Consider the following 17,034-nt stretch of genomic DNA (forward strand, 5'->3'; position numbering starts at 1 on the left):
CCCCTAGCGGGCGCTCGCCTCGTGGACGAAGGCGACCAGCCGGGTGAGCGCGTCCGGGTCCATGGTGGGCATGACGCCGTGGCCGAGGTTGAAGATGTGGTGGCTGCCGCCCAGGGCCTGGGCCGCGTGCAGGACTTCGCGGGCCTTGGTCTCGACGACGTGGGTGGGGGCGTAGAGGACGGCGGGGTCGAGGTTGCCCTGCAGGCCCTTGCCGGGGCCGACCCGGTTGGCGGCCTCGTCGAGCGGGACGCGCCAGTCGACGCCGACGATGTCCGCGCCGGCCTGGCCCATCAGGCCGAGCAGTTCGCCGGTGTTGACGCCGAAGTGGATCCGCGGGACGCCGAAGGGCTCGACCGCGTCGAAGACCTTCGCGCTGGCGGGCATCACGGAGCGGCGGTACTCGTCGGGGGCGAGCGCGCCCGCCCAGGAGTCGAAGAGCTGGACCGCCGAGGCGCCCGCCTCGATCTGGATCTTCAGGAAGGCGGAGGTGATCTGCGCGAGCCGGTCGACGAGCTCGGCCCACAGCTCCGGCTCGCCGTACATCATCGCCTTGGTGTTCTCGTACGACTTCGAGGGGCCGCCCTCGATCAGGTAGCTGGCCAGCGTGAAGGGCGCGCCGGCGAAGCCGATCAGCGGGGTGGCGCCGAGTTCGGCGACCAGCAGGCCGACCGCCTCGGTGATGTAGGGCATGTCGTCGGGTTCGAGCGGGCGCAGCCGCTGGAGGTCCGCCCGGGTGCGGATCGGGTCGGCGATGACCGGGCCGACGCCGCCCTTGATCTCGACGTCGATGCCGACGGCCTTGAGCGGGACGACGATGTCGGAGAAGAAGATGGCCGCGTCGACCTTGTGCCGGCGCACCGGCTGCAGGGTGATCTCCTGGACCAGGTCGGGCCGCATGCAGGCGTCGAGCATCGGGACGCCCTCGCGCACCTTGAGGTACTCGGGCAGCGAGCGGCCGGCCTGCCGCATGAACCAGACGGGGGTGTGCGGCACCGGCTCGTTGCGGGCGGCGCGCAGGAAGACGGAGTCGTACGCGGCGCCGCGGGGCCGCTGACCGGACTGGGCTGCGGGGGTCTCACTCACGGGTCACATCCTCGCACGCGGCCGGTGCGCCCCCGTCCGGACGGAGGGCGCGGACCGGCAAAACGGACACCTCGGACGGTGATCGCACGAGCGGCGGTCGCGACCTGGTCGATTTCCGGGTTTTCGGCACGCCGGAGGTACGAAAGTGCTCGGATTGCGGGTCCGCGCCGCCTAGGCTTCCGGTCATGGCAGCGGTCGGCGGGCAATCCGCGCAGGGTGGAGGAACGGGCAGGGAGTCGGCGCCGATCGAGTTCCGCGACGCGGTCGAGGCGCTGACCGGGGCGCGGTTGCGTCCCGAGGTACGGCTGTCCCCGCAGCCCGCCCCCCGTCGGCTGGCCCCACACTCCTTCGCGCTCTCCGCCTCGGTCGAGGTGGACGGCGAGGAACTGGCGGACGGCACCCTGGTGCTGCTGCACGATCCGGCCGCGCCGGAGGCGTGGAACGGGGACTTCCGGGTGGTCACCATGACCCGGGCCGAGCTGGAGCCGGAGATGGCGGGCGACCCGCTGCTGTCCGAGGTCGGCTGGACCTGGCTGCTGGACGCGCTGCAGGCGCAGGCCGCCGGGTACGCCGAGCCGTCCGGCACGGTGACCAGGTGCCACTCGCAGTACTTCGGGGCGCTGGCCGAGCGCGGCGCGTCCACCGAGATCGAACTGCGGGCGTCCTGGACGCCGGCCGACCGCCGCTTCGAGCGGCACCTGGCCGCCTGGGCCGACCTGCTGTGCGTGTGCGCGGGGCTGCCGCCGTCCGCGCCGGCGCCGCTGCCGGCCGACGGGCCGGTCGCGCTGGGCGGAGTGGTGCCGATGCCGGCCCGCCGCCGGCCGCGCAACTCGCACTGACCCCGACCGCTCCGCCGGCCCGACCGCTCCGCCGGCCCGACCGCTCCGCCGGCCCGGCCGGCCCCGGTCCCGGCCGCTCCCCCGGTGGCCGCCGACCCCGTCGGCGGCCACCGGCCGCTGAGCGGCCGTCAGGCGTTCCGGACACCTCAGGGGGACAACCCCGCGCCCCGGGCCCGGTGCCACCCGCAGGACTGACGGAGCGTGACTTCCCTGGCACTCTTGGTCAATTACCTGCGCGTTCACGATCGACAGGTCGTCGATATCGATCGAACCTGTGCGATTTCCAGGCATGTCGTACCGGTCATCTGCGCGATTTGTCCGTATTGTTACTCACCAGATCGTGATCACCCGCTAAAGCCGGGCACGGTTGATGCCGAAGGTGTCAGTGACCCTTTCCAGACGCGGAACGCTCCGACCGCCCCCTCGGGGTTCGTCCGCCACTCCCCCCGGAGGCCTCAGGTGTCGGTCCTTCTCGAGCACCCCGCAAGCGTGGTCGCCTACCGTCCGACGAAGCCCACCGCCATGGTGGTCATCGCAGATCCCCGGGTCCGGAACACGGTGACCCGGCACCTATGGGCGCTCGGTGTCCGCGACGTCATCGAGGTCTCCTCGATCGCCGAGGCCCGGCCGCGGGTCTCCACCCCGCGCGACATCTGCATCGCGGACGTGCACCTGCCCGACGGTTCCGGCCTGACCGTGCTGGCCGAGACCCGCGCCGCGGGCTGGCCCAACGGCCTGGCGCTGTCCGCCGCCGACGACATCGGCGCAGTCCGCTCGGCGCTGGCCGGCGGCGTCAAGGGCTACGTGGTGACCGGTACCCGCACCAACATGCCGATGCCCGGCCGCCCCGGCCTGCCGATCGGCGCCGGCCTGGCCGGCCGGATGCGCCGCCCCGGCATCCCCGGCCACCACCACCCCGGTGCGCCCGGCCACCACGGCGCCCCCGGCCAGCCCGGTGCCGCCCCCGGCGCCCCGGGTGCGCCCGGCGCGCAGCCGTCCGCCTACCGCGAGCTGTCCGGCCGCGAGGTGGAGGTGCTGCGACTGGTCGCCGAGGGCCAGTCGAACAAGGCGATCGGCGTGGCGATGGGCCTGTCGGCGCTGACGGTGAAGAGCCACCTGGCGCGCATCGCCCGCAAGCTGGGCACCGGCGACCGGGCCGGCATGGTGGCCGTGGCGCTGCGCACCGGCATCATCCACTGACCCACATCGTCGCTGGTGGCGGCCCGGAGGAACGTTTCCTCCGGGCCGCCGCCGTGCCCGCCCGGCACCCGCCCGGCACCCACCCCTGGCCCGCCCCGGGCCCGCCCCGCGGCGGGCCTCCACGCCGACCGTGACGGCCCGTCAGCGGGACCGCGCACCGCACCGGCGCGGACCCCGAACTCCGGACCAATCGGGGCTGGCATATGTCCGAACATCGTCCGACCAGTCAGACAACACTCCCGGCGGCGACACACGACGTACCCTTGGGGGGTGACCGACGCCGTAGCCTCCATCCCCGAAGAGACCGCCCCGGTTCCGCTCCTCGAACCCAGGGACGGACTCCCACCGGTGGTGTCTGACGAAGCGGCCCTCGCCGCCGTCGTCGAGTCCTTCCGCGGCGGCACCGGGCCGGTCGCCGTCGACGCCGAGCGCGCCTCCGGCTACCGCTACGGCCAGCGCGCCTACCTGATCCAGCTGCGCCGCCAGGGCGCGGGCACCGCGCTGATCGACCCGATCGCCTGCCCCGACCTGACCGGCCTGAACGCCGCGCTCGCCGACACCGAGTGGGTCGTGCACGCCGCCACCCAGGACCTGCCCTGCCTGTTCGAGGTCGGCATGCACCCGGGCGTGCTCTTCGACACCGAACTGGCCGGCCGGCTCGCCGGGTTCCCCCGGGTCGGCCTCGGCCCGATGACCGAGAGCGTGCTGGGCCTGTCACTGGCCAAGGAGCACTCCGCGGTCGACTGGTCCACCCGCCCGCTGCCCGAGCCCTGGCTGCGCTACGCCGCGCTGGACGTCGAGGTGCTGGTCGACCTGCGGGACGCGCTGGAGGCCGAGCTCGACCGGCAGGGCAAGCTCGACTGGGCCCACCAGGAGTTCGCCGCGCTGGCCGCCGCGCCGCGCCCCGCCCCGCGGGTCGACCCCTGGCGGCGCACCTCCCAGCTGCACAAGGTCCGCCGCCGCCGGCAGCTGGCCGCCGTCCGCGAGATGTGGCTCACCCGGGACCGGATCGCCCGCGAGCGGGACGTCTCCCCCGGCCGGGTGCTGCCCGACGCCTCGATCGTGAACGCCGCGCTCGCCATGCCCGCCAACGCGCCCGCGCTGATCGCCGTCCAGGGCTTCGGGCCCCGGGTCAACCGCCGCCAGCTCGACCAGTGGCTGGCCGCGATCGAGCGCGCCCGGGAGATCCCCGAGGCCGCGCTGCCGCCCGCGACCGCCCCGCACGACGGGCCGCCGCCGCCGCGCGCCTGGGCCGAGAAGGACCCGGTCGCCGCGGCCCGGCTCAGCGGCGCCCGGGCCGCCGTCACCGCCCTCGCCGAACAGCACCACCTCCCGGCGGAGAACCTGATCACCCCGGACCTGGTCCGCCGCGTCGCCTGGGAACCCCCGGCCGATCCGGACGCCGAGACCATCGGCCTCGCCCTGCGCGCGCTGGGCGCCCGCGCCTGGCAGACCGAGCTGGTGGGGCCGGCCCTGGAGAAGGCGTTCCGGGAGGCGTCCGCGTAAGCCCGCCGGGGGCCGGGGGACGGCGGGTCCGTGCTGCCGTGCGTCTTGAACCGAACCGGAAGCGGATGCGCTGGGCGGCAGTGAACCTCTCGCAGCCACGGGCTCGCCGTTCCCCGAGCCCCTGCCGGTGATCTCCCGCCGTTCTCACCGTCACGTCCGCGGCTTCTTGCCGGGCGTTGTTACTCATGGGTAGATTGGTGGGCGTAGCGGCGCCGCTGGTGCGTGCGCTCACTGTCATGTCCCCCTGGGAGGAGAGCCCCCGTGCCTCGTACCGCGAGGGACGTCGTCTTCGTCGACGGCGTCCGCACCCCGTTCGGCAAGGCCGGCCCGAAGGGCATCTACCACGAGACGCGCGCCGACGACCTGGTCGTCAAGTGCATCCGTGAGCTCGTGCGCCGCAACCCGAGCCTGCCCGTCGAGCGGATCGACGAGGTCGCCGTCGCGGCCACCACGCAGATCGGCGACCAGGGCCTGACCATCGGCCGCACCGCCGCGCTGCTCTCCGGCCTGCCGAAGTCCGTCCCGGGCTACGCGATCGACCGGATGTGCGCCGGAGCGATGACGGCGGTCACCACCACCGCGGGCGGCATCGCCTTCGGTGCGTACGACATCGTGGTCGCCGGTGGCGTCGAGCACATGGGACGGCACCCGATGGGCGAGGGCGTGGACCCGAACCCGCGGTTCGTCTCGGAGAAGCTGGTCGACGAGTCCGCCCTGTTCATGGGCATGACCGCGGAGAACCTGCACGACCGCTTCCCGCACATCACCAAGGAGCGCTGCGACGCGTTCGCGGTGCGCTCGCAGGAGAAGGCCGCCAAGGCGTACGCCAACGGCGACATCCAGCCGGACCTGGTGCCGATCGCGATCCGCAACACCAACCCCGAGGTCGGCGAGACCGGCTGGGGCCTGGCGACGGTGGACGAGCCGCTGCGCCCGGGCACCACGATGGAGTCGCTGGCGGGTCTGAAGACCCCGTTCCGTCCGCACGGCAACGTGACCGCGGGCAACGCGGCCGGCCTGAACGACGGCGCCACCGCCTCGCTGCTGGCCGCCGAGGACGTGGCCCGCGAGCTGGGCCTGCCGGTCAAGATGCGCCTGGTGAGCTACGCGTTCGCGGGCGTCGAGCCCGAGGTGATGGGCATCGGCCCCGTCCCGGCGACCGAGAAGGCGCTGGCCAAGGCCGGCCTGACCATCGACGACATCGGCGCGTTCGAGGTCAACGAGGCCTTCGCGGTGCAGGTGCTGGCGTTCCTGGACCACTACGGCATCGCGGACGACGACGAGCGGGTCAACCCGTACGGCGGCGCCATCGCGTTCGGCCACCCGCTGGCCTCCTCGGGCGTGCGCCTGATGACCCAGCTGGCCCGCCGCTTCGAGCAGCGTCCCGACGTCCGCTACGGCATCACCACCATGTGCATCGGCTTCGGCATGGGCGGCACCGTCATCTGGGAGAACCCCCACTTCGAGGGTGGTAAGTGACCATGAGCACCACTGAACTGCTGCAGCGCGCCGCCGGGCTGTTCCCCGGCGAGGTCGTCACCACCGCGCACGTGCGCCACCTGGACCTGCCGCTGCGGGCCGGCAAGCTGGCGCTGATCACCCTCGACAACGGCTTCGACCACACCAAGCCGACCACCTTCGGCCCCGGCTCGCTGGCCAAGCTCGCCGAGGCGCTGGACCAGGTCGAGGCGGAGGCGGCCGAGGGCGAGGTGGTCGCGGTCGCGATCACCGGCAAGCCGTTCATCTTCGCGGTCGGCGCCGACCTCAAGGGCGTCGAGCTGCTCACCGAGCACGCCGACGCGCTGGCCATCGGCAAGGGCGGCCACGACGTCTTCAAGCGGATCGCCGCGCTGCCCGTCCCGTCCTTCGCGTTCTACAACGGCGCGGCGATGGGCGGCGGCGTCGAGGTCGGCCTGCACTGCACCTACCGCACCGTCAGCGCGGGCGTCCCGGCGTTCTCGCTGCCCGAGGTCTTCCTCGGCCTGGTGCCCGGCTGGGGCGGCTGCACCCTGCTGCCGAACCTGATCGGCCCCGCCAAGGCGGTCAAGGTCATCGTCGAGAACGCGATGGCCCAGAACCGGCAGCTCAAGGGCAAGGACGTGTTCGAGCTCGGCATCGCGGACGCGATCTTCGAGCCGGCCGACTTCCTGGAGCAGTCGCTGCTGTGGGCCGCGAAGGTGCTCACCGGCGGCGTCACCGTCGAGCGCGAGGAGTTCGACCGCGGCAAGGCGTGGGACGACGCCGTGCTGTGGGGCCGCTGGGTCGCCGACGCCAAGGTGCACGGGGCCGCCCCGGCCGCCTACAAGGCGCTGGACATCATCCAGCAGGCCAAGGACGGCGACCTGCAGGCCGGCTTCGACGCCGAGGACGCCGCGCTCGCCGACCTGATCATGAGCGGTGAGCTGCGCGCCGGGCTGTACGCCTTCAACCTGGTGCAGCGCCGCGCCAAGCGGCCGTTCGGCGCGCCGGACAAGTCGCTGGCCCGCCCGGTCTCCAAGGTCGGCGTGGTCGGCGCCGGCCTGATGGCCTCCCAGCTGGCGCTGCTGTTCGCCCGCCGACTGGAGGTGCCGGTGGTGCTCACCGACATCGACCAGGAGCGGATCGACAAGGGCGTCGGCTACGTCCACGCCGAGATCGACAAGCTGCTCGACAAGGGCCGGATCGGCAAGGACAAGGCCAACAAGCTCAAGGGCCTGGTCTCCGGCCACCTCGACAAGGCCGTCGCGTTCGGCGACGCCGACTTCGTGATCGAGGCCGTCTTCGAGGAGATGGGCGTCAAGCAGAAGGTGTTCGCCGAGCTGGAGGCGGTGGTCTCGCCGACCGCCGTGCTGGCCACCAACACCTCCTCGCTGTCGGTCACCGAGATGGCCTCCAAGCTCCAGCACCCGGAGCGCGTGGTCGGCTTCCACTTCTTCAACCCGGTCGCGATCCTCCCGCTGCTGGAGATCGTCCGGGCCGAGCAGACCGACGACGCCTCGCTGGCCACCGCGTTCGGCGTCGCCAAGAAGCTGAAGAAGACCGCGGTGCTCGCCAAGGACGCCCCCGCGTTCGTGGTCAACCGGATCCTGACCCGCTTCATGGGCGAGATCCAGAGCATCATCGACGAGGGCACCCCGTTCGAGACCGTCGAGGCCGCGGTCAAGCCGCTCGGCCTGCCGATGTCCCCGATCGCCCTGCTCGAACTGGTCGGCCCGGCCATCGCCCTGCACGTCTCCGAGACCCTGCACGGCGCGTTCCCGGAGCGGTTCGCCGTCTCCGCGAACCTCGGCAAGGTCGTCGAGGCCGGCAAGCGCGGCTTCTACGTCTGGCAGGACGGCGCCCAGGTCCTCGACCCCGAGGTGCTGGCCCTCCTCACCGTCGGCGACAGCGTCCTCACCGAGGAGCAGGTGCGCGCCCGCGCCCTGGAGGCCGTCGCCCAGGAGATCGGCCTGATGCTGGAGGAGGGCGTGGTCGGCGAGGCCCAGGACATCGACCTCTGCATGATCACCGGCGCCGGCTGGCCCTTCCACCTCGGCGGCATCACCCCCTACCTCGACCGCGAGGGCGTCTCCGAGCGCGTCAACGGCAAGAAGTTCCTGGCCCCCGGCCTGGCTTCGGTCCCCGCCTGACCCGCCCCCCAGCGCCGCCGGGCGGCACCCCGTTCCACCGAGGACGGAGTGCCGCCCGGCGGCCTTTCCGTGTGCTGCCGGTCTTTCGGTACGAGGGGGCGTGGGGCGCGTGCTGGTCCTGGTGCCGGGCGCGGTGGAACTGCCGGGGTGCCCGGAACCGCCACTGCCGGGGTTCCGGCCCGGGCCCCTGGTCGCCGCGCTGACCGGATGGATCAGCTGAACGAAGCGCGGTTACAGGGGCTCGGGGAACGGCGAGGCCGTGGCTGCTGACGGTTCACTGCCGGAGCGCGCATCGGCTTCGGTTCCCTTAAAGACACGCAGCAGCACGGACCTCCGATGGGCTCCGGCCGCCAGCAGCACGGACCCGCCGTTCCCCGAGCCCCCCGGTGGTGCTCTCCTCCGGACTCACTTGCCCTTGAGGCGGTAGATGACCGTGTCGCCGGTGACGCCGACGACCTCGTAGTAGGTGTCGAGGAGGCTGGCGATCCGCGGGACCTTGTCGGGTTGGTAGGGGGCGGTGCCGGAGTCGTCGACGAAGACGCGGGGGAGGCCGTTGGTGGTGATCTCGGTGTCGAAGGTCTGCCAGGCGTCGGAGACGGAGTACTCCTCGCCGACCTTCTCGCCGCCCTTGCCGCCGCTGAAGTTGGTGAGGAAGCCGGCGGTGAGGTAGCGGCTGGCGGGGCGGCGGTCGGCGAGCCAGTAGAGCTCGGGGTGCATGCCCCAGACCAGGACGGTGTCCTTGGGGGTGGTCTGGGCGGCGACGGCGGTGGCGACCTCGGTGGTCTGGGTGAGGCGCTGGCCGGGCCAGAAGACGGCGAGGGCGAGGAAGGAGGTGCTGGCGAGGGCGGAGTACGCGGCGACCGGGCGCCAGGGGACGGCGGAGGTGGCGACCGCGCCGACGCCGAGCAGGACCAGCGGGGGCATCAGCTGGAGGTAGTAGTGGCCGAAGAAGTGGAAGCCGACCGAGACGGCGATGGCCGAGGAGAGCAGCCACACCCACAGGTCGGCGGTGGATCCGCGTTCGGGGCCGCGGGCGGGGAGGGGTCGGCGGCGGCGGCGCAGCCACAGGCGGTGGGCGTGGGGCAGCAGGAAGGCGAGGGCGGCGCTCATCAGGATCGCCGAGTTGCCGAGCGCCCGGCCGAGCATCTGCGGCCAGTTGTTGCCGAGTCCGGCGTAGTCGCCGGAGCCGGTGACGACCCAGAACAGGAAGCCCTTGGGCTTGGTGAGGATGGCGGCGACCAGCGCTATCGGCAGCGCGAAGCCGAAGCCGATCTTGGCGAGGGCCTGCGGCCAGGGGACGCCGCGGCGGCGGGTGTCCTGGAGGAGCATCCAGAGCACCGGGAGCATCACGGCGCCGCCGGTCTGCTTGGTGAGCGAGCAGAGGGCGACGGCGATGCCGGCGGCCAGCCAGCGGCGGCGTTCCGCGTAGCGGAAGGCGAGCACCATGGCGGGCAGCATGAAGACTTCGAAGGTGGCGGCCTGGGTGTCCTCCGGGGAGAGGCCGATGGAGACCAGGAGGTAGAGGGCGCCGGCGTAGCGTCCGGCCCGGTCGCCCCAGCGGCCGCGGGCGATGGAGGCGAGCAGGACGGCGGTGGTGAGGTGGGCGCCGATCGCCAGGGCGCGCAGCGGCCAGAGCGAGACGGAGCCGAAGAGGGCGAAGCACGCCTCGTACAGCCAGGGCAGCAGCGGGGGCTTGCGGTCGACGACGGTGTCGTAGAGGACGCCGCCGTCGGCGAGCATCCGGGCCTGGGTGGCCAGGTAGCCCTCGTCGGGGCTCCACACCGGGCGGAGGAAGGACGGGAGGTGGGTGACGGTGGCCAGGACCGCGAGCAGCGGGACCAGTCTGGTCCAGTACCCGGCGCGGACGTGCCCGTGGAGGCGGTCGGCGAAGGCGCGTGGGCGGCTCGTGGCGGTGTTGGACACGGATGACAACCTACCGGGCGCGAACGGGCGGAGGAGCACCAGTCCAGGAATGAGTATGACGGTCCGACAATGGGCGCACCGGCGGGCCGTCGTTGCGGCTCCCGGACGGTGCGCCCACGGAGGTTCCGGAGGATCAGCTCCGGGCGAAGGAGCGGGCGCTGATCAGTGCTTCGATCTTCGCGGCGATCGCCGGGCCGGTGAGCCCGATCTCCGTCATGATCTCGGCGCGCGAGGCGTGGTCGAGGAACTCCTGCGGGATGCCGAAGTCGCGCAGCGGGACGTCCACGTCGGCGTCGCGCAGGGCCTGGGCGATCGCGGAGCCGACGCCGCCGGCCCGGCCGTTGTCCTCGACGGTGACCACCAGGCGGTGCTGGGCGGCCAGGCCGGGCAGCGCGGCGTCCACCGGCTTGACCCAGCGCGGGTCGACGACCGTGCTGGTGACGCCCTGCTCGGCGAGCAGTTCGGCGGCCTCCAGGCAGATCGGGGCCATTGCGCCGACCGAGACGATCAGCACGTCGGCGGCCCGGTCCGCGGAGTCCTGCTCGGGGCGGCGCAGCACGTCCATGCCGCCGACCTGGCCGACGGCGGGCACCGACGGGCCGACGCTGCCCTTGGAGTAGCGGACCACGGTGGGGGCGTCGGCCACCTCGACGGCCTCGCGCAGCTGCAGGCGGACCTGTTCGGCGTCGCGCGGGGCGGCCAGCCGCAGGCCGGGGACGACCTGGAGGATCGACATGTCCCACATGCCGTTGTGCGAGGCGCCGTCGGTGCCGGTGACGCCGGCCCGGTCGAGCACGAAGGTGACGCCGAGCCGGTGCAGGGCGACGTCCATCAGCACCTGGTCGAAGGCCCGGTTGAGGAAGGTCGCGTAGACCGCGACGACCGGGTGCAGGCCGTTGGTGGCCAGGCCGGCGGCGCACACCGCGGCGTGCTGCTCGGCGATGCCGACGTCGAAGATCCGCTCCGGGTACGCCTTGGCGAACGGGGCCAGGCCGACGGGGTGCAGCATCGCGGCGGTGATCGCGACGATGTCGCGGCGCTCGCGGCCGAGCGCGACCATCTCCTCGCCGAACACGGACGTCCAGTCCTTGCCGGAGGTCTTCACCGGCAGGCCGGTGTCGGGGTGGATCACGCCGACCGCGTGGAAGCGGTCCTCGTCGTTGTTCTCGGCGGCGTGGTAGCCGCGGCCCTTCTCGGTGATGCAGTGCACGATGACCGGGCCGCCGAAGCCGCGCGCCTTGGTGAAGGCCGACTCCAGTGCCTGCAGGTCGTGGCCGTCGATCGGGCCGATGTACTTGAGGCCGAGGTCCTCGAACATGCCCTGCGGGGCGATGAAGTCCTTCAGGCCCTTCTTGGCGCCGTGCAGGGTGTCGAACATCGCCTGGCCGACCACGGGGGTGCGCTGCAGGGCGTCCTTGCCCCAGGACAGGAAGCGCTCGTAGCCCTGGGTGGTGCGCAGCGTGGAGAGGTGGTTGGCGAGGCCGCCGATGGTCGGCGAGTAGGAGCGCTCGTTGTCGTTGACGACGATGACGATCGGCAGGTCGCGGCTGTCGGCGATGTTGTTGAGCGCCTCCCAGGCCATGCCGCCGGTGAGCGCGCCGTCGCCGATCACGGCGACCACGGGGCGGTCCTTGTGGCCCTGGATCTTGTTGGCCTTGGCCAGGCCGTCGGCGTAGCCGAGCACGGTGGAGGCGTGCGAGTTCTCGATCACGTCGTGCTCGGACTCGGTGCGCGAGGGGTAGCCGGACAGGCCGCCCTTCATCTTGAGCCGGGAGAAGTCCTGCCGGCCGGTCAGCAGCTTGTGGACGTAGCTCTGGTGGCCGGTGTCGAAGAGGATGCGGTCGCGCGGGGAGTCGAAGACCCGGTGCATCGCGAGCGTGAGCTCGACCACGCCGAGGTTGGGGCCGAGGTGGCCGCCGGTCTTGGAGACCTCCTCCACCAGGAAGCCGCGGATCTCCTCGGCGAGCGCCGCCAGCTGCGCGGGCGTGAGTCGATCGAGATCGCGCGGTCCCCGAATGCGGGTCAGCAGGGCCACCCGTTCCTCCTCGTCCAAGTTCTCGCGCCCGCATGGGCCCGGAGGGCGTACGCCCCGCTTGAGTCTAATGTCCATTACCGGCCCGTAGTGCGGCGGGCAACCCGACCAGCTCTTCGGGTGGCCGTGCGCGGAACGCGCCGAACCGCGCGACCGGCCCCTGGTATGGGGGCGCGGGCGCGCGGTTCGGGGTGGGGCCGGGGGTCAGCCGCGGCCGTGGGACTTCTGGGTCCGGCGGGAGACCGAGTCCAGGACCACCGCGGCGAGCAGCACCGCGCCGGTGATCATGTACTGGATGGCCTGCTGGGCGTGGACCATGTCCAGACCGGTGGTGATGGACTGGATGACCAGCGCGCCGAGCAGCGCGGACCAGGTCTTGCCGCGGCCGCCGAAGAGGCTGGTGCCACCGATGACGGCGGCGGCGATGGCGCTCATCAGGATGTTGCCGCTGCCCAGCGCCTTGTCGGCGGAGCCCTGCTGGGAGGCGATGAACAGGCCGCCGAAGCCGGCCAGGCCGGCCGAGATCATGTAGACCGAGATCCGCACCCAGGCGACGTTGATGCCCGAGCGGCGGGCCGCCTCGATGCCGCCGCCGACCGCGAAGATCTGCCGGCCGTAGGCGGTGCGGCGCAGCACGAAGTCGCCGAGGGCGACGACGCCGACCAGGATCACCAGCGGCAGCGGCAGGCCGCTGTCCTGGTTGAGCATGTAGGCGGCGACCAGCAGCACGACGCCGATCACGCCGGTGCGCAGCGCGATCTCGCTGATCGGGCGGGCGGGCAGGCCGGCCGCGGCGCGGCGGCGGGAGTCGAGCAGCTGGCCGCCGCCGAACAGCACGATGGTGACGATCGCGAACAGCCAGGCCCAGATGATGTCGCCGTCGCCCAGGAAGTAGGTGTCCAGGTTGGCGACGACGCCGTCCATCGGGTTGTTGACGGTGCCGAGGGTGCCCAGGACGAGCATCTGCAGGCCGTTCCAGGCCAGCATGCCGGCCAGGGTGACGACGAACGCGGGGACGCCGATCTTGGCGAAGAAGTAGCCGTGCAGGGCGCCGATGGCGATCGCGGAGCCGACCGCCAGCAGGATGGCGAGCCACTCGTTGAGGCCCTGGCGGACCGACAGCACCGAGGTGATGGCGGCGGTGGCGCCGGCCACCGAGCCGAGCGAGAGGTCGATCTCGCCGAGCAGCAGCACGAACACCACGCCGACCGCGATCAGGCCGGGGCCCGCGATCCACTTGGTGATGTTGGTGAGGTTGTCGGCGTTGAGGAAGGAGCCGGTCTTGAACTGGAAGATCGCGGCGATCACGATCAGGCCGACGACCACCGGCAGCGAGCCGAGCTCGCCGCTGCGGATCTTGCGGGTGAACTCGTCGAAGTAGCCGGCCAGGCCCTCCTTGCGGACCAGCAGGCGCGGGTCCACCGCGGGGGCGGCGGGGGTGGTGGGGGTCTCGGTGCTCACTTGGCTTCCTCCGCGATTCGGGCCTGACGACGTGTCACCGCGTTGTCGGTGGCGCCGGTGATGGCGGAGATGATCTCCTCGTGCGAGGTGCCGGCCACCTCGAAGCTGCCGTTGTTGCGGCCCAGGCGGAGCACCGCGACGGTGTCCGCGACGGCCTTGACGTCGGCCATGTTGTGGCTGATCAGGATCACGCCGAGGCCGCGCTGGCGGAGCCGCTCGACCAGGTCCAGGACCTGGGCGGTCTGCTCGACGCCGAGGGCCGCGGTGGGCTCGTCCAGGATGACGATCTTCGGGTCGCCGACCAGGGCGCGGGCGATCGCGACCACCTGGCGCTGACCGCCGGACAGGCCCGCGATCGGGATGCGGACGCTGGGGATGCGGATGGAGAGCGTGTCGAGGAGCTCGCGGGCGCGCTTCTCCATCGCGACCTCGTCCAGGGTGCCGAAGCGCTTGATCTCGCGGCCGAGGAAGAGGTTGCCGACCACGTCCAGGTTGTCGCAGAGCGCGAGGTCCTGGTAGACGGTGGCGACGCCCAGCTGCTGGGCGTCCTGCGGGCGGTTGATGCTGACCGCCTTGCCCTCCCACTCGATGACGCCCTCGTCGATCGGGTGGACGCCCGCGATGGTCTTCACCAGGGTGGACTTACCGGCACCGTTGTCGCCGACCAGGGCGACGACCTCGCCCGCGTTGACCTCCAAGTGCACGTCGGTGAGCGCCTGAACGGCACCGAAGCGCTTGGAGACCCCGCGCAACGCCAGTACGGGTGCGCCTGTCACGTGAACCAACTCCTTGAGTCCCGTGCCGGACCTGACGTTTCCGGCACGGCCGTCCCGCGTGCCGGGCCGGGCACGCGGGGTAGTACTGAGGGGTGAAGCGGTGCGGGCGGGGGCTCCCGTGTGGTCAGGGAGCCCCCGCCCGGCGGGTGTTACTGCAGGCCGGCCGCGGTGCAGGCGGCGGCGTAGTCGGCGGTGCAGATGTCCGCGACCTTGTAGAGGCTGTCGGCGATCACGGTGTCCTTGATGTTCGCCTTGGTGACGACCTTCGGCTCCAGCAGCTGGGCCGGGATGCCCTTGTCGGTGTCGCTGTCGACGGTCGAGGTGGCGATGGACTTGATGTCCTGGCCCTGCAGCAGGTTGACCGCGAGCTGGGCGGCCGAGTCGGCCAGCGGCTTGTACGCCTTGTAGATGGTGTACGACTGCTCGCCGGAGACGAGGCGCTGGATGGCGTCGAGGCCCGCGTCCTGGCCGCCGACCGGGACGTTGATGCCCTGGGACTTCAGCTGGGTGATGATCGCGGCGGCCATGCCGTCGTTGGCGGAGTAGACGGCCTGGAAGCCGTCCTTGCCGAGCTGCGAGATCGCGGCGCCGACCTTCTGGCCCGCGACGGTGGGCTTCCACTCGCCGCTCTGCTCGTAGACGATCTTCTTGACCTTGCTGTCCAGCACCTTGTGGGCGCCGGCCTTGAACTGACCCGCGTTCGGGTCGGCGTCGTCACCGTTGATCATCACGACGTTGGCCTCGGCGGCCTTGTCGCCCAGCGCGGTGACCAGGGCCTCGCCCTGGAGCTCGCCGACCTTCTCGTTGTCGAAGGAGACGTACGCGGAGACCGGGCCGGTGGCCAGGCGGTCGTACGCGATGACCTTGACGTTCTTCTTCGCGGCCTCGGCGACCCACGCCTGGGTGGACTTGGCGTCGAACGCGTCGAGGATGATCACCTTGACGCCCTGGGCGATCAGGGTGTCGAACTGCTGCTTCTGCTTCGAGGCGGAGCCCTCGGCGTTGTTGTACTCGACCTTGCAGTCGGCGCACAGCTCCTTGACCTTGGCCTCGATGAACGGCTTGTCGAAGGACTCGTAACGGGTCGAGGACGCGTTCTCCGGCAGGAGCAGGCCGATCGACTTGTTGTTGCTCGAACCTGCGTCGCTGCTCTTCTTGTCGTCGCCGGCCTTGCCGCAGGCGGCCATGGTCAGAGCCATCGAAACAGCGACAGTGCCGACGGCGACGCGACGCATCATTGCGTTCATGGTGGGGGGAGCCTCCCTGACAGAGCCGCGAAAAGTTGCGGCGAGGTGGGCAGGAGTCAACCCCGTTACCGAGCTTGTCGTCAATAAGTAAAACCGGGAGGCCGTTGATTCAAACCTTTTCGTTATCTTCCTGAAGGCTCAGTTGATACCGAGCGAGTCCGCCGGCCCACCCGCGGGGGTCTCAGAGCACCCCCGTCTCCCCCATCTCGCTCATCACCAGGGCCAGCGCGCCGAGCACCTCGGCCCGGCCGCCGAGCGTCCCCGGGACCACCGACAACTGCCGGGCCGCGCTGGGGATCGCGTACCGCGCCACCGAGTCCCGGATCGGGGAGAGCACCAGGTCACCGGCCTCGGCGAGGTCCCCGCCGAGGATCACCCGGCGGGGGTTGAGCAGGTTGCACAGGGTCGCCACGCCCATGCCGATCTGCCGGCCCGCGTCGGCGATCACCCGGCGGCAGCCCAGGTCGCCCTGCTGGGCCAGCCGCACCACCTTGCCCAGGCTCAGCTCGCCCGGGTGGTTGGCGTTCAAGAGGTTGAGCAGGTAGCGGGAGCCCACGAAGGTCTCCAGGCAGCCGCGGTTGCCGCAGCGGCACACCGGCCCCGCCTCGTCCAGCGTGATGTGGCCGATCTCGCCCGCGGTGCCGCCCGGGCCCCGGTAGATCTGGTTGTTGATCACCAGGCCGGAGCCCACGCCACTGGCCACCTTGATGTACGCCAGGTCGCTCAGGCCCCGCCCGGCGCCCCAGACCAGCTCGCCCAGCGCGCCCAGGTTGGCGTCGTTGTCCACGTGCACCGGCATGCTCAGCCGCCCGGTCAGCTCCTGGCCCGGCACCACGCCCGTCCAGCCCGGCAGGATCGCGCTCGAACCGAGCGCCCCGGTCTCCACGTCGATCGGGCCCGGCACGCCCAGGCCCACCCCGATCACCTTGTCCGCCGGGAAGCCGGCCTGCCCCAGCAGCCGCTCCACCATCCGTTCGGCCCGGTCGAAGCCCTGCTGCGCGGAGACGTCCACGTCCAGCGGCTCGCTCTCCTCGGCCAGCACCCGGTGCGCCAGGTTGCCCACCGCCACCCGCAGGTGGGTGTGGCCGAAGTCCACGCCCACCACGATCCCGGCGTCCCCGCTCAGCGACACGCTGCGCGCCCGCCGCCCGCCCGAGGAGGTGTCGGCCACCACCACGGTGCCGGACTCCTTGAGCTCGCGGACGATGTTGGACACCGTCGCGGCCGACAGCCCCGTGCCCCGGGCGATCTCCGCCTGGGTCAGCGATCCGGCCATCCGCACGGCTCGCAGCACCCGTTCGAGATTCGCCCGGTGCAGTGAGGACTGCGATCCCGGTGTGTCCGTCGACATGTTCCACC

Annotated in this window: 12 protein-coding genes; 5 read left to right on the forward strand and 7 right to left on the reverse strand. The window is 72.0% G+C overall.

All coding sequences use genetic code 11. The features are described from left to right. Nucleotides 1-3: 3 nt before the first annotated feature. Nucleotides 4-1,083: a uroporphyrinogen decarboxylase gene (hemE, locus tag ABD345_RS16660; protein ID WP_344552925.1), complete on the reverse strand. Its 1,080-nt coding sequence runs from the start codon at nucleotides 1,081-1,083 to the stop codon at nucleotides 4-6. Nucleotides 1,084-1,268: 185 nt separating this feature from the next. Between hemE and ABD345_RS16665 the strand changes: the two genes are divergently transcribed. The 5 genes from ABD345_RS16665 (at nucleotide 1,269) to ABD345_RS16685 (ending at nucleotide 8,236) form a co-directional block, all read left to right on the forward strand. Next, nucleotides 1,269-1,922, forward strand: coding sequence for a DUF3000 domain-containing protein (locus tag ABD345_RS16665; RefSeq protein ID WP_344552926.1), 654 nt, complete (start codon nucleotides 1,269-1,271; stop codon nucleotides 1,920-1,922). A gap of 459 nt (nucleotides 1,923-2,381) precedes the next feature. Further along, the gene (locus ABD345_RS16670) at nucleotides 2,382-3,122 is read left to right on the forward strand and encodes a response regulator transcription factor (protein ID WP_033255075.1); all 741 of its coding nucleotides are present in this window, start codon (nucleotides 2,382-2,384) and stop codon (nucleotides 3,120-3,122) included. Nucleotides 3,123-3,392: 270 nt separating this feature from the next. Beyond that, complete coding sequence (locus tag ABD345_RS16675) at nucleotides 3,393-4,628, forward strand: HRDC domain-containing protein (protein WP_344552927.1); 1,236 nt, start codon at nucleotides 3,393-3,395, stop codon at nucleotides 4,626-4,628. 261 nt (nucleotides 4,629-4,889) lie between these two features. Continuing rightward, a complete protein-coding gene (locus ABD345_RS16680) occupies nucleotides 4,890-6,107 on the forward strand; it encodes a thiolase family protein (protein WP_344552928.1) in 1,218 nt (405 codons plus the stop codon). A gap of 2 nt (nucleotides 6,108-6,109) precedes the next feature. After that, nucleotides 6,110-8,236 carry a 3-hydroxyacyl-CoA dehydrogenase NAD-binding domain-containing protein gene (locus tag ABD345_RS16685; RefSeq protein WP_344552929.1) on the forward strand — a complete coding sequence of 709 codons (2,127 nt, stop codon included), beginning with the start codon at nucleotides 6,110-6,112 and terminating at the stop codon, nucleotides 8,234-8,236. 405 nt (nucleotides 8,237-8,641) lie between these two features. Here the strand turns inward: ABD345_RS16685 and ABD345_RS16690 are convergent, their stop codons facing one another. The 6 genes from ABD345_RS16690 to ABD345_RS16715 all read right to left on the reverse strand — a co-directional run bounded on the left by ABD345_RS16690 (nucleotide 8,642) and on the right by ABD345_RS16715 (nucleotide 17,026). Beyond that, complete coding sequence (locus ABD345_RS16690; protein WP_344552930.1) at nucleotides 8,642-10,159, reverse strand: glycosyltransferase family 39 protein; 1,518 nt, start codon at nucleotides 10,157-10,159, stop codon at nucleotides 8,642-8,644. 133 nt (nucleotides 10,160-10,292) lie between these two features. Then, nucleotides 10,293-12,194 carry a 1-deoxy-D-xylulose-5-phosphate synthase gene (gene dxs, locus ABD345_RS16695; RefSeq protein WP_344552931.1) on the reverse strand — a complete coding sequence of 634 codons (1,902 nt, stop codon included), beginning with the start codon at nucleotides 12,192-12,194 and terminating at the stop codon, nucleotides 10,293-10,295. Between the two features lie 201 nt (nucleotides 12,195-12,395). After that, nucleotides 12,396-13,652 (reverse strand): sugar ABC transporter permease, encoded by a 1,257-nt coding sequence (locus ABD345_RS16700; protein WP_344552932.1) that lies wholly within the window; start codon nucleotides 13,650-13,652, stop codon nucleotides 12,396-12,398. After that, nucleotides 13,649-14,437 (reverse strand): ATP-binding cassette domain-containing protein, encoded by a 789-nt coding sequence (locus tag ABD345_RS16705; protein WP_344552933.1) that lies wholly within the window; start codon nucleotides 14,435-14,437, stop codon nucleotides 13,649-13,651. The genes ABD345_RS16700 and ABD345_RS16705 overlap by 4 nt, the downstream gene beginning before the upstream one ends. A 140-nt stretch (nucleotides 14,438-14,577) precedes the next feature. Continuing rightward, nucleotides 14,578-15,675 carry a substrate-binding domain-containing protein gene (locus tag ABD345_RS16710; protein ID WP_344552934.1) on the reverse strand — a complete coding sequence of 366 codons (1,098 nt, stop codon included), beginning with the start codon at nucleotides 15,673-15,675 and terminating at the stop codon, nucleotides 14,578-14,580. A gap of 181 nt (nucleotides 15,676-15,856) precedes the next feature. Further along, nucleotides 15,857-17,026, reverse strand: coding sequence for an ROK family transcriptional regulator (locus tag ABD345_RS16715; protein WP_344552935.1), 1,170 nt, complete (start codon nucleotides 17,024-17,026; stop codon nucleotides 15,857-15,859). Nucleotides 17,027-17,034 lie beyond the last annotated feature (8 nt).

The organism is Kitasatospora saccharophila, from assembly GCF_039529925.1.
Classification (GTDB): domain Bacteria; phylum Actinomycetota; class Actinomycetes; order Streptomycetales; family Streptomycetaceae; genus Kitasatospora; species Kitasatospora saccharophila.

Bases quoted from the DNA above. Each gene is read 5' to 3' on its own strand.
- ABD345_RS16665 (WP_344552926.1), top strand. From the start codon at position 1,269: ATGGCAGCGGTCGGCGGGCAATCCGCGCAGGGTGGAGGAACGGGCAGG.
- ABD345_RS16710 (WP_344552934.1), bottom strand. From the start codon at position 15,675: ATGAACGCAATGATGCGTCGCGTCGCCGTCGGCACTGTCGCTGTTTCG.
- ABD345_RS16685 (WP_344552929.1), top strand. From the start codon at position 6,110: ATGAGCACCACTGAACTGCTGCAGCGCGCCGCCGGGCTGTTCCCCGGC.
- ABD345_RS16715 (WP_344552935.1), bottom strand. From the start codon at position 17,026: ATGTCGACGGACACACCGGGATCGCAGTCCTCACTGCACCGGGCGAAT.